Annotated in this window: 13 protein-coding genes; 2 read left to right on the top strand and 11 right to left on the bottom strand. The window is 63.4% G+C overall.

Translation table 11 applies throughout. The annotated features are described in order from the left end of the window. Positions 1-56 precede the first annotated feature (56 nt). Both ACNFIC_RS11125 and ACNFIC_RS11120 read left to right on the top strand, forming a co-directional pair. Positions 57-674, top strand: a complete 618-nt coding sequence (locus tag ACNFIC_RS11125; protein WP_416781011.1) for a hypothetical protein — start codon at positions 57-59, stop codon at positions 672-674. After that, on the top strand, positions 661-1,284 hold the full coding sequence (locus ACNFIC_RS11120; protein ID WP_138221214.1) for a hypothetical protein: 624 nt from the start codon (positions 661-663) through the stop codon (positions 1,282-1,284). Before ACNFIC_RS11125 ends, ACNFIC_RS11120 begins: the two co-directional genes overlap by 14 nt. Positions 1,285-1,353: 69 nt before the next feature. Here ACNFIC_RS11120 and ACNFIC_RS11115 read toward each other — a convergent pair whose 3' ends face one another. From ACNFIC_RS11115 to aroQ, 11 genes are all read right to left on the bottom strand, one after another. Beyond that, a complete protein-coding gene (locus ACNFIC_RS11115) occupies positions 1,354-1,947 on the bottom strand; it encodes a MarC family protein (protein WP_138221215.1) in 594 nt (197 codons plus the stop codon). Between the two features lie 69 nt (positions 1,948-2,016). Continuing rightward, the gene (locus tag ACNFIC_RS11110; RefSeq protein ID WP_416781010.1) at positions 2,017-4,779 is read right to left on the bottom strand and encodes a response regulator; all 2,763 of its coding nucleotides are present in this window, start codon (positions 4,777-4,779) and stop codon (positions 2,017-2,019) included. Between the two features lie 136 nt (positions 4,780-4,915). Further along, positions 4,916-6,211, bottom strand: a complete 1,296-nt coding sequence (gene purD, locus ACNFIC_RS11105; protein ID WP_138221217.1) for a phosphoribosylamine--glycine ligase — start codon at positions 6,209-6,211, stop codon at positions 4,916-4,918. A 182-nt stretch (positions 6,212-6,393) separates the two neighbouring features. Further along, positions 6,394-8,001: a bifunctional phosphoribosylaminoimidazolecarboxamide formyltransferase/IMP cyclohydrolase gene (purH, locus tag ACNFIC_RS11100; protein WP_416781009.1), complete on the bottom strand. Its 1,608-nt coding sequence runs from the start codon at positions 7,999-8,001 to the stop codon at positions 6,394-6,396. A gap of 79 nt (positions 8,002-8,080) precedes the next feature. Then, positions 8,081-8,401 carry a DNA-binding transcriptional regulator Fis gene (gene fis / locus ACNFIC_RS11095; RefSeq protein ID WP_008093076.1) on the bottom strand — a complete coding sequence of 107 codons (321 nt, stop codon included), beginning with the start codon at positions 8,399-8,401 and terminating at the stop codon, positions 8,081-8,083. Next, positions 8,398-9,411: a tRNA dihydrouridine synthase DusB gene (gene dusB / locus ACNFIC_RS11090; protein ID WP_138221219.1), complete on the bottom strand. Its 1,014-nt coding sequence runs from the start codon at positions 9,409-9,411 to the stop codon at positions 8,398-8,400. The genes fis and dusB overlap by 4 nt, the downstream gene beginning before the upstream one ends. A gap of 202 nt (positions 9,412-9,613) precedes the next feature. Next, entirely contained in the window at positions 9,614-10,936 is a 1,323-nt protein-coding gene (locus ACNFIC_RS11085; protein WP_416781008.1) for a DUF3426 domain-containing protein, read from the bottom strand. A gap of 42 nt (positions 10,937-10,978) precedes the next feature. Next, a complete protein-coding gene (gene prmA, locus ACNFIC_RS11080; protein ID WP_416781007.1) occupies positions 10,979-11,857 on the bottom strand; it encodes a 50S ribosomal protein L11 methyltransferase in 879 nt (292 codons plus the stop codon). A 367-nt stretch (positions 11,858-12,224) separates the two neighbouring features. Beyond that, positions 12,225-13,580 carry an acetyl-CoA carboxylase biotin carboxylase subunit gene (accC, locus tag ACNFIC_RS11075; RefSeq protein ID WP_138221223.1) on the bottom strand — a complete coding sequence of 452 codons (1,356 nt, stop codon included), beginning with the start codon at positions 13,578-13,580 and terminating at the stop codon, positions 12,225-12,227. Between the two features lie 17 nt (positions 13,581-13,597). Continuing rightward, positions 13,598-14,059 carry an acetyl-CoA carboxylase biotin carboxyl carrier protein gene (gene accB / locus ACNFIC_RS11070; RefSeq protein ID WP_138221224.1) on the bottom strand — a complete coding sequence of 154 codons (462 nt, stop codon included), beginning with the start codon at positions 14,057-14,059 and terminating at the stop codon, positions 13,598-13,600. Between the two features lie 100 nt (positions 14,060-14,159). Next, positions 14,160-14,612 carry a type II 3-dehydroquinate dehydratase gene (gene aroQ, locus ACNFIC_RS11065; RefSeq protein ID WP_011535870.1) on the bottom strand — a complete coding sequence of 151 codons (453 nt, stop codon included), beginning with the start codon at positions 14,610-14,612 and terminating at the stop codon, positions 14,160-14,162. Positions 14,613-14,667: the final 55 nt, after the last annotated feature.

Here is a 14,667-nt window from a genome sequence, read left to right as displayed (position 1 = left end):
GCGGGGCCGCACAAGCCCCGCTGCTCCTTCCGTTGGCCTTGAGCAAGAGGCATCCGATGAAAAACGACGTTCCATCCCTGTACCTGGCAGGCGGCACGGCCCTGCTGGTTACGCCAGCGGCTGCGGCATCACAAGACTATGTGCTGGACTCGGTCTTGTACGCCCAGTTGGTTGCAGATAAACACGAGGGCTCACGTTTCGATGATTATGCGCGCTGGTACAGGGCTTACCGCACGGCGTTGGAGCGCTGTGGCTGGATCGTGGCTACGAGCACGGCCGATTATCAGCGCGAGGCGCCCCCGTCGCCGGTGAGATCTATCGCAGAGCGCCTGAAAACCCTGCATCCGCAGCTTGCCGACGCGCTTGAGCCTGTTGTGTGCAGGCTGGCCACCTGCGATGCCCTTCAGCACCTGCGGCCGTTCACGCACGCCCAAGTTGATTCGACGGCGAGTGTGCATGAACTGGGTATCGTGCTGGCCGGTCCCACACTGGTGTTGAGCAGCCTGGCCTGCGGTGATGGCGCTGATATTCGCCACACCACGGCGACGCCTGACGAGCTGGTGCCGTTGAGCTACCGCTTCAAGCTGCATAGGCGGCTCAGTGAAACGGGCAACGCGCAATCGATCACCGATCTTGGTGCTGTCGAGTCAGGAGCGTGCCATGGACCAGCCTGAAGCCACTGTCGTCACGAGCAGCCTGGCAGCGTTCATACCCGGGGTGAGCATTGAGCAGCGCCGTGCCGTGAAGCTCGCTGCGTTGTGGGCCGAGAGCACCACGTTCAAAAGCATGGCCGGCGAAAGTCATCAGCAGCAGTACGCGTTCTACCGTAGGCAGTTGCAGTACCTCGGTTGGGATGCACTGTCGGCTGAGGCAGTCCACTGGCCGGATCGGCAGCGCCCCGTGATTGTCGACCAGGCGCTCAAGCGGATCGATGCGCTGGCTGGCGAGCAACATGCTAGCAGCATGGCGCTCGCGTTGAGGGCGTTGCGCAAGAGCGGTCCGCCCCTGCTGCACTTCGAGTCACACTGCGGCCAGCGTGGGCGGTTTCAGTTGTTGACGTGCGCGCCGGTCAGCCGCAACTACGTGGACATGGTTCTTTATCACGAAGCCGGCGAGGTTGAGGCGTTCAGCGCAGGCTTTCTGTTCCGCGAGCGGCGCAACACGCAAGTACAAGCGCAGTTGGTGCGCTTCAATTGCCGCCTGTTCGAGCAGGAACACCGTAGCAAGGTCGAGCGCGCGCTGGCGGGTATCGGCCTGAAGGATGTTCATGAGCTGGCGCTGTAGTGTCTGGTCTGGTTCAGCCCGCGCCGAGGCCCCCATCAAGGGTGAGCGGGTTGCTTGCCCGGCGGGGCCTTAGCCCAAGTAACCCTTGATGCCGGTGAAGATGATCTGCGCTGCCAGGGCGCAGACGAACAGCCCCATCAGGCGGCTGACGATCTGCAAGCCCTGGTCGCCCAGCAGGCGCTCGATACGGTGCGAAAGGTAGAGCACCAGGCCGACCGTGAGGCTGGCCAAGGCGATACTGACGATGGCCAGCAGCTTATCGTCCCAATGCGGCTGGCTGACCCCCATCACCAGCAGCGCACCGATGGTGCCAGGGCCTACGGTCAGCGGGATGGTCAGCGGCACGATGGTCACGTCTTGTTGCACGTTGTCGGTCTGGACCGCCGACTTGCCCTGGGCCATGGCCAAGGCCGAGATGAACAGCACCGAGCCTGCGCCGATGCGAAAGGCGTCGGCGGTGATCCCGAACACACCGAAGATCGCCCGCCCGAACAGGTACAGCAGCACGCTGGCGATCAACGTGGCAAACGCCACCCGCCAGGCCAGTTGCTTGCGCTCCTTGCTCGAATGCCCACGGGTCAGGCTGATGAAACACGAGAGCACGAAGAACGGGCTGTAGAGCACGAGCATCTTCAGGTAGACGCTGAACAACATATGAAGCATGGGGTGGGTCCGCAGAGGCCAGGGTGGGGCAAGTGTACCAGCAGGCCAGGGCGTTGCCTGTGCGCGCTATTATTCCAGGGGCGCGGTGCTTGCCTGATGTTGTCCCGCCCAGAACTGGATCACCTCACGCAGTTGCGAGAGTTCCACAGGCTTGGCCATGTGCCCGTCCATACCGGCCAGGCGGGCGCGCTCCTTGTGCTCGGCGAGAATGTGCGCGGTCAGTGCCACGACCGGTGTTCGCGGACGCTGATTGGCGGACTCCCAGGCGCGCAACTGCTGTGTGGCGCTGAAACCGTCCAGCACCGGCATCTCGCAGTCCATCAGCACCAAGTCATAGCGTTTGGCTTTCATTGCCAGCAGCGCTTCTTCACCGTTGCTGGCGGTATCCGGCTCCAAGTCCAGCTTACCGAGCATGCCACGGATCACCTTGGTCGAGATGCTGTTGTCCTCGGCCACCAGGATGCGGAAGTCCCCTGGCAAATGCAGAGGCGGCGGGGGGCTGCCGGGCAGTGGTGTGATGAGCTGATCGCGACCGCGCTGGGCCAACTCCTCGGCCAGGGTGGTCTTGAGGGTGTAGCCGGCTACCGGCTTGGCCAGGATGCGCTTGATCCCGGCGTTGCGGGCGATGATCTTGCTGGGGGCGTTGCTGATGCCGGTGAGCATCACCACCAGGATGTCGTGGTTCAGGCTCGGGTCTTCCTTGATCTTTGCCGCCAGCTGCATGCCGGTCATGCCGGGCATGTTCTGGTCCAGCAGCACCACATCGAAATAGTCGCGCAGGTGCGCCTTGGTGCGCAGCAGCGCCAGCGCCTCCTTGCCCGAAGGCACGGCGCTGACGTTCATGCCCCAGGCACTGCACTGCTGCACCAGCACCTTGCGGCAGGTATCGTTGTCGTCCACCACCAGAACCCGTGCCTCGCGCAGTGGGCCCTCGACGTCGGCGGGGGGCTGCTCCAGGCGTTGTGGGTCGAGCGGCAGCGTCAGCCAGAGGGTGTTGCCCATGCTGGTGCTGGTCTTGATCCCGAACTCGCCCTGCATCAGGCCGATCAGCTGCTTGGCGATTACCAGCCCCAGATGGCCGCCAAGCTTGTGGCTGGAGAGAAAGTGGCGACTGTGCAGCTCGGCTTGCAGCAGGGCGTTGCGTTCTGCCGCAGGCATGGGTTCGCCGCTGTCCTGCACGGCAATGCGCAGGCGTGGGGCTTCGCCACGCTGGTCGAGGGCCACCACTAGCAGGATCTCGCCGTGGTCGGTGTTTTTAAGGGCATTGTCGAGCAGGCTCGACAGGGCCTGGCGCAGGCGCGTCGGATCGCCGCTGATGACCCGGGGGACCTGGGGCTGGGTGAAGCTGATCAGCTCGATGTTCTGCTGTTCGGCCTTGGCCCGGAAAATATTCAGGCAGTCCTCGATCAGCGCGTTGAGGTCGAACTGCACGTCGTCCAGTTCGATCTGCCGCGACTCCAGCTTGGTGATGTCGAGGATCTCGTTGATCAGGGTCAGCAGCTCGTTGCCGGCACTGTGGATGGTCTGTACGTAGTCGCGTTGCTTGACCGACAGCGGGGTGCCCAGCAGTAGCTCGGTCATGCCCAGCACGCCGTTCATCGGGGTGCGGATCTCATGGCTGATCTTGGCCAGGAACTCGGCCTTGGCGTTGATTTCGGCGTCGCTGGCGGCCAGCGCGCGGCTGGCGCGAAAGCGCTCCTCGCTCATGCGCCGCAGGCGCTCGCTGACTGACAGGTTGAGCAGCATGCCGCTGACCACCGTCAGTACCATGAGGATGCCAAGCAGCCAGGGCGTCGGGGTGCGCGTCAGGCCCAGCAGCGCGGGCAACAACACCAGGCCGCCGAGGTTGAATATGAGCATGGCCAGGGCGAACAGCCGGGCTGGCACGAAGCCCTTGTACCAGTGGTAGCTGCTGACCAGCAGCATGCTCAGGCTGCCCAGTGCGATCAGGACGTAGGTCATCAGGTTCAGCGGCAGGGTATCGACGAACAGCAGTATCAGGCCGCTGAGCGCGACCACCAGCATTTCGCCTTGCAGCAGGCGGTTAAGGCGCGCCGAGTTGCAGCGGGCGAAGAAATGCTGGGTGAAATACAGCCCGGCAAGTCCCGCCAGCACCAAGGTGAGGTAGGCCACGGGGGTTTGTGCGCTGTACCACAGGTGCGACCAAGGCCCGCCCAGGTTGAGCAGGATCAAGGCGCTGAACAGCATCAGGCCGTGGTACAGGGCCAGGATCAGGGTGGTGCTGGAGCGGGTGTAGGCGAAGCGGATCAGATTGTGCACGATCAGCATCGCCAAGCCGCCGAACAGCAGGCCGAACAGCAACGGCAGGCGCTGGTCCGCAGCGGCGTAGGCCGCAGGTTCAAGGCTTACGGCAGGGCGCAACTGATGCTCGGACACCAGGCGCAGGTACACGTCCACCGGCTGGCTGCCGTGGGGCAGCGGCAGAATATGGTCGCTGCTGTGCAAGTCGGTATTGCTCTCGCCGTGGCGCCCGTGGTGCAACTGGCGCAGTAGCTTGCCGCCTTCGAGGGCGTAAAGGTCCAGGCGCGACAGGTCTGGGGCGAAGATACGCACCAGTTGTTCCTGGTCGGTAGGCTCCAGGCGATAGTGCAGCCACAGGGCCTGGTCGGGGAGGGCGGCATCCAGTTCGTCGAGGGCCACGGGGCTGAACTGGTTGCGGTAACGCTCGGAGCGGACGTCGGAGAGTTGCAGGCTGGCCTGCTCGTCGAGCAGCGCCGACCATCCCCCGGCTTGTTCGGCGTGGGCCGGAAGCAGGCAGAGCAGGGCCAGTAAGCTGGCCATCAAGGCTGTGGCAATCCGAAGCCTGCGCACGACGAAATCCTTTCTTAGCGAATGAGCCAGGCGACAACTATGCGCGGCACGCCAAGGTGAAGGCAAGGCCCTTGCGGGGCCTTGTCGACGAGCCGAAGGCCGCAAGCCTGAGGCTGTGCGGCGGTTCGGTGCGATATCACTGCTGGTGTTCACCGCGCTCGCGAGCGATGGCACGGTAGCCGATGTCGGTGCGGTAGAAGCTGCCGTTCCAGCTGACTTGTTTGGCCAGGCGGTAGGCTTGCTGCTGCGCGTCGGCAACGCTGGCGCCCATGGCCGTAGCGCAGAGTACGCGGCCGCCGTTGGTCACCACCTGGCCATCCTTGAGCGAAGTGCCGGCATGGAACACCTTGCCTTCGATCTGCGCGGCGGCGTCCAGGCCGCTGATCGCGTCACCTTTGGCGTAGTCGCCTGGGTAGCCGCCGGCTGCCAGGACCACGCCCAGGCTCGGACGTGGGTCCCACTGTGCTTCGACCTTGTCCAGGGCCTTGGCGAACGCGGCTTCGACCAGCAGCACCAGGCTCGACTCCAGGCGCAGCATGACCGGCTGGGTTTCCGGGTCGCCGAAGCGGCAGTTGAATTCGATGACCTTGGGGTTACCCGCCTTGTCGATCATCAAGCCGGCATACAGGAAACCGGTGTAGACGTTGCCTTCCTCGGCCATGCCGCGCACGGTCGGCCAGATCACCTGGTCCATCACGCGCTGGTGCACGTCGGCGGTGACTACCGGGGCCGGCGAGTAGGCGCCCATGCCGCCGGTGTTCGGGCCGGTGTCCTGGTCGCCGACGCGCTTGTGGTCCTGGCTGGTGGCCATCGGCAGCACGTTATGGCCGTCGACCATGACGATGAAGCTGGCTTCCTCACCATCCAGGAACTCTTCGATCACAACGCGCGAACCCGCCTCGCCGAAGGCGTTGCCGGCGAGCATGTCGCGCACGGCGTCTTCGGCTTCTTGCAGGGTCATGGCGACGATCACGCCTTTGCCGGCTGCCAGGCCGTCGGCCTTGATCACGATCGGTGCGCCTTTTTCACGCAGGTAGGCCAGGGCCGGCTCGATCTCGGTGAAGTTCTGGTAGTCGGCAGTGGGGATCTTGTGGCGGGCCAGGAAATCCTTGGTGAAGGCCTTGGAGCCTTCCAGCTGGGCGGCCCCTTTGGTCGGGCCGAAGCAATCCAGGTTGCGGCTGCGGAACAGATCGACCACGCCCAGAACCAAGGGCGCTTCAGGGCCGACGATGGTCAGGTTGACGTTCTGCTCGGCGAAATCGGCCAGTTGTTCCAGGGCGGTGACGTCGATGGCGACGTTCTCGCACTTGGCTTCAATGGCGGTGCCCGCGTTGCCAGGGGCCACGAAGACTTTCTCGACCCGTGGGTCCTGGGCGACTTTCCAAGCCAGGGCGTGCTCACGGCCGCCGCTGCCGATGATCAAAACTTTCATGTCAAAACCTCGAATTCTTTCGGACAGGAGGCAAAGCCTCGCGTTGTACGAGGTCGCAATGAAGCGGGTAGATGCAAGGCGGGGCCGTTTCCGATGAGCGGAGTTGCCTTTTGGCAATGAGCATCAGCGGAAACTGCCCCAACGCAGCAGATGCCTGCTTCAGTGCGGCCGATTGCCGTAAATCAGTGGCGGAAGTGGCGCATACCGGTGAAGACCATCGCGATACCGGCCTCGTCGGCAGCGGCGATGACTTCGGCATCGCGCATCGAGCCGCCTGGCTGGATCACGGCGCTGATACCGACTTTAGCGGCGTTGTCGATGCCATCACGGAACGGGAAGAACGCGTCCGAGGCCATGACTGCGCCCTGAACTTGCAGGCCAGCGTGCTCGGCTTTGATGGCCGCGATACGTGCGGAGTTGACGCGGCTCATTTGGCCGGCGCCGACACCGATGGTCTGGCGCTGCTTGGCGTAGACGATGGCGTTGGACTTGACGAACTTGGCGACTTTCCAAGCGAACACCAAATCGTGGATCTCTTGTTCGGTCGGGGCGCGTTTGGTAACGATCTTCAAGTCATCGGCGCTGATCATGCCGATATCGCGGCTCTGTACCAGCAGACCACCGTTGACACGCTTGAAGTCCCAGCCGGCAGCACGCTCGGCTGGCCATTCACCGCATTCGAGCAGACGTACGTTCTGCTTGGCAGCGACCACTTCACGGGCGGCCTGGGAGATTTTCGGGGCGATGATGACTTCGACGAACTGACGCTCGACGATGGCCTTGGCGGTTTCGCCGTCCAGTTCGCGGTTGAAGGCGATGATGCCGCCGAAGGCCGATTCGGTGTCGGTGGCGTAGGCCAGGTCGTAGGCCTTGCGGATACCGCCTTCGTCTTCAGGTACGACCGCCACGCCGCACGGGTTGGCGTGCTTGACGATGACGCAGGCCGGCTTGACGAAGCTCTTCACACATTCCAGCGCGGCGTCGGTGTCGGCCACGTTGTTGAACGACAACTCCTTGCCTTGCAGTTGCTGGGCGGTGGAGACGCTCGCTTCGCCTTTCTTGGCTTCGACGTAGAACGCCGCGCTCTGGTGCGGGTTCTCGCCGTAGCGCATTTCCTGGGCCTTGACGAACTGGCTGTTGAAGGTGCGCGGGAATTCGCTGCGGCCTTCGGTCGACAGGCTGTCGTGGGCCTGGTCGATGGTGCCCATGTAGTTGGCGATCATGCCGTCGTAGGCGGCGGTGTGCTCGAACGCTTTGAGCATCAGGTCGAAGCGCTGGGCGTAGGTCAGGCCACCGGCCTTGAGGCTCTCGACGATGCCGGCGTAGTCACCGGTGTTGACCACGATGGCCACGTCTTTGTGGTTTTTCGCTGCCGAACGGACCATGGTCGGACCGCCGATGTCGATGTTCTCGATCGCGGTCGGCAGGTCGCAGCCCGGCTTGTTGATGGTGGCTTCGAACGGGTACAGGTTGACCGCGACCAGATCGATCGGCTTGATGCCGTGCTCGTTCATGATGGCATCGTCGGTGCCGCGACGGCCAAGGATGCCGCCGTGGATCTTCGGATGCAGGGTCTTGACCCGGCCGTCCATCATTTCAGCGAAGCCGGTGTAGTCAGCCACTTCCACCGCGTTAACGCCGTTGTCCTTGAGCAGCTTGTAGGTGCCGCCGGTGGACAGGATCTCGACACCGAGCTGTTGCAGCTCACGGGCGAATTCGAGGATACCGGTCTTGTCGGAGACGCTGATCAGGGCGCGGCGGACTGGCAGGCGGGTAGTCTGGTCGGTCATTTCGGATTCCATAACGCGGTGGATTCAGCAAAAAAGGCGCCTCTTTGCATGAGCGCCTTTTTTGTCGGGGGGTCTGGCCTTACAACAGATCGTATTGCTTGAGCTTCTTGCGCAGCGTGCCCCGGTTGAGCCCGAGCATCTCACTGGCTTTGGTCTGGTTGCCCTTGACGTAGTTCATCACGCTCTCGAGCAGGGGCGCCTCGACTTCCGAAAGCACCAGGTTGTACACGTCCGTGACGGTAGCGCCTTCCAGGTGGGCGAAGTAGTTGTGCAGCGCCTTCTCGACGCTGTCGCGCAGGGTCTGGCCCTCCTCGCTCGGCGTATTCAGGTGCTGCTTGAGGTTGGCGTTATCGCTCACGGGCGTTGTTCCACTCACTAATGTCTCGGTCATCATCGTCATGCGGCCACCCCTTGTTCGTCCTCTGTGCCAAGGCTCTGTCGACGTTCGGCAAAATAGGCCTGAACGTTGGCGCACTGCGCTTGTGTGTCTTGCAACGCGTTGAACTGGCTGCGGAATTCCTTGCCGCCAGGTCGGGTCGCCAGGTACCAGCCAACGTGCTTGCGGGCGATCCGCACACCCATCACATCGCCGTAGAAAGCATGCAGCGCGGCCAGGTGTTCCAGCAGAATACGTTCCACTTCATCCAGCGTCGGTGCGGGAACATGCTCGCCCGTGCGCAGGTAATGCTCGATCTCGCGGAAAATCCACGGCCGCCCTTGGGCAGCACGGCCGATCAGCAGGCCGTCGACCCCGGTGGCGTCCAGCACCGCCCGGGCCTTTTCCGGCGAGGTAATGTCGCCGTTGGCAAAAACCGGGATCGACACCGCCTGCTTGATCGCGGCGATGGTGTCGTACTCGGCTTCACCGGTGTACAGGTCGGCGCGTGTGCGGCCATGCACCGCCAGCGCCTGGATTCCGGCCTGTTCGGCGATTTTCGCCACGTTCAGGCCGTTCTTGTTTGCCCGGTCCCAGCCGGTGCGGATTTTCAGCGTCACCGGGACCTCTACAGCGCCGACTACGGCATGCAGGATCTCGCTGACCAAGGCTTCGTCTCTCAATAAAGCAGAGCCGGCCGCCTTGTTGCAGACTTTTTTCGCCGGGCAACCCATGTTGATGTCGATGATCTGCGCACCGGCGGCGACGTTGGCCTGGGCTGCGGCTGCCATCATCTGCGCGTCACCACCGGCGATCTGCACCGAGCGTGGCTCGGGATCACCTTCGTGAATGCGGCGCAGGCTCGACTTGCGGCTGTTCCACAGGCTCATGTCGCTGGACACCATTTCCGACACCACCATGCCTGCCCCCAGGCGCTTGCACAGCGTTCGAAAAGGCTGGTCAGTGACCCCGGCCATGGGCGCGAGGATCAGGTTGTTGCGCAGTGTGTATGGGCCGATGCGTACCGCCGACATAGGAGTTCCCTGTTGTGGGGCCGGATCATGGGAGTTTGAAAAAGGGTGGGCATAATACCCGCTCTCGGTGACCGGATAAAGAAGGATTTGGATAAAATCTGAACAACGGTGGGCGCTGGCGCGGCTGCGGCTGCGGCAAGTGGCAAGCTGCATGCGGCAAGACAGAAGCAGGTCTGGGTTTTCTTGCCTTGCCGCTTGCCGCTTACTCAGGCGAGCGGAAGCTCAGGCTGTAGTTCACGGCCTTGGGGCCAGGGTCGAGAATGTCCAGGGCGATGTGGATCGGCGTCTGGCTGGGCATCTCGCCGCGACCGGCCAGCTCGCCCGACAGGTACTCGCTGGGTTTGAAGCGACGGCTGGCGATCAGCTGGCCATTGAGGTCGGCAAAACGCAACTCCAGTAGCGGGAACGGCTGGGCGAACGGCGCACGGTTATAGATGATCGCATCGACGATCAGCGCGCCCTTGAAGTCGGGATGGCTGCGCACCACCAGATTGCTGCTCTTGATCCGCGAGATGTCGACGCGTGTCGGCACTTGGCAACCCAGCATTGGACAGACCTGCTGGAACCAGGGGCGGTATTGATCCTGGCGGGCCATCTCGTCGAAGTGGTACCAGACGTATTGGAAGGCCAGCAGCCCGGCCGCCAGTAGTGTCAGCAGGCTCCACAACACGCGCTTGCCCCAGTTCGGCGCGGGTTTTTCCCAGCCCAGTTGCAGCGGGTCGTCGACCACGTCCACCAGCGGTTCCTTGCGTACTCGCTCCGGCTTGCTGCCCAGGCTGGGCTCCAGGCGTTCGCTGGCAGGCGCATCCGGTGTGTCGTCGTCATGGGCCGACAGGCGGTCAATGGGGTGCTCGTCGTCCAGCGCCGAGAAACCACTGGCCGGCAACGGCTCGGCCTGGCTCGACAGCCCTGGCGGTTGCTCGAAGGCGTCGTCCAGGGCCGGCTGGTGCGTCGCTGGCTCATCGTCCAGGTCGAAGTCGGCGTTGCCCAGGGTGGGCTCGGTGCGCTCATCCACAGACGCCACTTGCGCCGTCAGCGGCTGTTGCTCGATCAGTACCGGGGCATCCTCACGGACGGCTTCGGGTTCGGACCGATCGTCGGTGGCGGTACCGAATGGCGTGTCGGCGTGTTCGTCAGGGCCGTGCTCATCGCGTCGGGCATGTAGCGTCGCTTCTTCGCTGGCCACCCGGCGATCACCTGGGCGGCGGCGCTCCAGGCGGGCCAGTTCGTGGTCCAGGTCCAAAGCCTCCAGCGCCTCGGTGGTGCTGGCCAGGTCCTGGGCGGGGGCCGCGAGCGGCTCGCTGGGTGTCGGCACAGGCCCAGGCACAGGCGTCACCGCTGCAGGGGCGGCAAGTGATGCCGGGTCGCTGGCCACGCGGTTCTGTTCCAGCAACTGCTTGGCCGCATTGAACACCTGTAGGCACTGGCCGCAGCGCACCACGCCACGGGCCACGCTCAACTGGTGGTGGGTGACGCGAAAGCTGGTCTGGCAATGCGGGCACTGGGTGACGAAACTGTCGGTCATGCGGCGATCCGGGGGCTGTACAGGAGTGAAGTCTAGTTTGACCTAGCGGCGGCGACCACTGATCCGTACCCAGCCGTCGCGCACGACGATCGGGTCCAGGTCGAAATCGGCCGCGTAGGCGGCTGCTACGTCCTCGCCCTGTTCGGCGAGGATGCCCGACAGCGCCAGCAGGCCGCCGGGGCGGACCAGGCCGGACAACTGTGGGGCCAGCGAAACCAATGGGCCGGCCAGGATGTTGGCGACCAGCACGTCGGCCTGCATGGCCGGCATTTGCTCGGGCAGGTACAGGGCGAAGGCGTCGTCGGCGATACCGTTACGCTGGGCATTGTCGCGGGAGGCTTCCAGGGCCTGCACGTCGATGTCGGTGCCGACCGCTTCACGGGCGCCCAGCAGCAGCGCCGCGATGGCCAGGATGCCCGAGCCGCAACCGAAGTCCAGTACCTGGGTGCCTTGCAACTGCTGGCCATCGAGCCATTCCAGGCACAGCGCGGTGGTCGGGTGGGTGCCGGTGCCGAAGGCCAGGCCCGGATCCAGCAGCAGGTTGACCGCGTGTTTTTCCGGCACCTCGTGCCAGCTGGGCACGATCCACAGGCGCTGCCCGAAGCGCATCGGCTGGAAGTTGTCCATCCAGCTGCGTTCCCAGTCCTGATCCTCGATCACCTCGGCCTTGTGTTCGGGCAGGCTGTCGCCGGTCAGCAGGCGCAGGTGAGCGAACACCTGCTCGGGCTGCGCGTCGGCCTCGAACAGAGCCAGCAGGTGGGTGTGCGACCACAGCGGGGTGGTGTTGAGGTCCGGTTCGAAGATCGGTTGGTCTTCGGCGTCCATGAACGTCACCGAGACAGCGCCCACTTCGAGCAGGGCGTCTTCGTAGGTTTCGGCTTGTTCCGGGCTGATGGCCAGGCGTACTTGCAGCCAGGGCATGGCGGGCACCTTTGGTAAATCGACAGGGGCAGCCCGAGGCTGCGCGAAAGGGCGCCAGTTTACGCGAGTGCGGGGGGTTTGTAGAGGAGCGGTTCACGCGGCGGTAGTCCACTCCTGTAGGGGATCACCCAGCCTTTTGGACTGCGCTCTCGCGCAGAGAACTGATTTTGCAAGCGCGCCGCCTATCCTGTGGGAGCGGATTTACCGGGGTGCCATCCACCGCGTCGCCTGTTTCGCGGGTGAACCCGCTCCCACAGGATTGAGCAATGCCTGAATCTAGCGTTGCACCTGTAGGGGGGCCCGCAGATTCCCTGAGCCATAAAAAACCCCGGCACTGGGCCGGGGTTCTGTCATCTCGCTAACGCGATCACTCCTGGTTGGCCAGTTTGTGCTCGAGGTAGTGGATGTTGACGCCGCCTTTGCAGAAACCTTCATCACGCACCAAGTCGCGGTGCAGTGGGATGTTGGTCTTGATGCCGTCGACGACGATCTCGTCCAGGGCATTGCGCATGCGCGCCATGGCTTCGTCGCGGTCCTTGCCGTAGGTGATCAGCTTGCCGATCAGCGAGTCGTAGTTCGGTGGAACCGAGTAACCGCTGTACAGGTGCGAATCGACGCGTACGCCGTTGCCGCCTGGGGCGTGGAAGTGCTTGACCTTGCCTGGGCTAGGAATGAACTTCTTCGGGTCTTCGGCGTTGATCCGGCACTCCAGCGAGTGACCACGAATCACCACGTCTTCCTGGCGGAACGACAGCTTGTTGCCAGCGGCGATGCTCAGCATCTCCTTGACGATGTCGATACCAGTGACCATTTCCGAGACCGGGTGCTCGACCTGGACGCGGGTGTTCATCTCGATGAAGTAGAAACGGCCGTTCTCGTACAGGAACTCGAACGTACCCGCACCGCGGTAGCCGATCTCGACACAGGCGTCGACGCAACGCTTGAAGACTTCCTGACGGGCCTTCTCGTCGATGCCTGGGGCCGGGGCTTCTTCCAGGACCTTCTGGTGACGGCGCTGCAGCGAGCAGTCGCGGTCGCCCAGGTGGATGGCGTTGCCCTGGCCGTCGGACAGTACCTGGACTTCCACGTGACGTGGGTTGGTCAGGAACTTCTCCAGGTAGACCATCGGGTTGCCGAACGCGGCACCAGCTTCGGTACGGGTCAGCTTGGCCGAGGCGATCAGGTCCTCTTCCTTGTGCACCACGCGCATGCCGCGACCACCACCGCCACCGGCGGCCTTGATGATCACCGGGTAGCCAACCTCACGGGCGATCGCCAGTGCGGTTTCTTCGTCTTCCGGCAGCGGGCCGTCGGAGCCCGGCACGGTCGGTACGCCCGACTTGATCATCGCGTCCTTGGCCGAAACCTTGTCGCCCATCAGGCGAATGGTGTCGGCTTTCGGGCCGATGAAGGCGAAACCGGATTTTTCCACCTGCTCGGCGAAATCGGCGTTTTCCGCGAGGAAGCCGTAGCCCGGGTGGATGGCGGTGGCACCTGTCACTTCGGCGGCAGCGATGATCGCTGGAATGTGCAGGTAGGAATCCTTGGACGATGCAGGGCCGATACAGACCGACTCGTCTGCCAGGCCCAGGTGCATCAGTTCACGGTCGGCCGTGGAGTGCACGGCGACAGTCTTGATACCCAGCTCTTTGCAGGCACGCAGGATCCGCAGGGCAATTTCCCCGCGGTTGGCGATCAGAACTTTTTCGAGCTTCCCAGACATCGTTGGCTCTCCGCGAATCAAACGATGGTGAACAGCGGCTGGTCGAACTCAACCGGCTGGCCGTCTTCTACCAGGATGGCGTCGATCACACCGCCCACATCGGCTTCGATGTGGTTCATCATTTTCATGGCTTCGACGATGCAAAGGGTGTCGCCTTTCTTCACGGCCTGACCGACTTCAGCGAAGTTCGGCGAGGTCGGCGATGGCTTGCGGTAGAAGGTACCGACCATCGGCGAGCGGATCACGGTGCCTTTGAGGGCTGGCGCGGCGGCGGCTTCGGCGGCCGGGGCTGCTGCGGCAACCGGGGCAGCAGCGACGGGCGCTGCAACCGGTGCAGGGGCTGCGAAGTACTGGGCGCCGGCTGGAGTCTTGCTGTTACGGCTGATACGAACGGACTCTTCGCCTTCCTTGATCTCCAGTTCGTCGATGCCAGACTCTTCCAGCAGTTCGATCAGCTTCTTGACTTTACGGATATCCATTAATCATCAACTCCCAAGGTTCGGTCGGGGACGTAATTTGAAAACGTGTCGAAAACGTTTCTTCTGAGCCTCGGCCCATAGGGGCCAAGACCTTGTGTCATCAGGGCTGTGCGTTGGCAGCCAGGTGTTCCAGCGCAGACTCCAGGGCCAACCGGTAGCCGGTGGCGCCCAGGCCGCAGATCACCCCTACGGCGACATCGGAGAAGTAGGAGTGGTGACGGAACGGTTCACGCTTGTGCACGTTGGAGAGGTGCACTTCGATGAATGGGATGCTCACCGCAAGCAACGCGTCACGTAATGCGACGCTGGTGTGCGTGAAAGCGGCCGGATTGATCAGGATGAAGTCCACGCCTTCGTTGCGTGCGGCGTGGATGCGGTCGATCAATTCGTACTCGGCATTGCTCTGCAGGTATTGCAGGTGGTGGCCGGCGGCGCGTGCGCGCTGCTCCAGGTCCTGATTGATCTGCGCAAGGGTGGCTGCGCCGTAATGGCCCGGTTCACGCGTGCCGAGCAGGTTCAGGTTGGGGCCGTGCAGCACCAGTAGGGTTGCCATCTGCTATTCCTTGGTTTTGTAGGGCAATTCGACATAGCGCGGCGACTATGCCGTA

Source organism: Pseudomonas sp. NY15463 (genome assembly GCF_048068415.1).
GTDB classification, from domain to species: Bacteria; Pseudomonadota; Gammaproteobacteria; order Pseudomonadales; family Pseudomonadaceae; genus Aquipseudomonas; species Aquipseudomonas mosselii_C.
The sequence above is the reverse complement of the archived record's forward strand: the minus strand, read 5'-3'. Positions and strand labels throughout refer to the sequence as shown.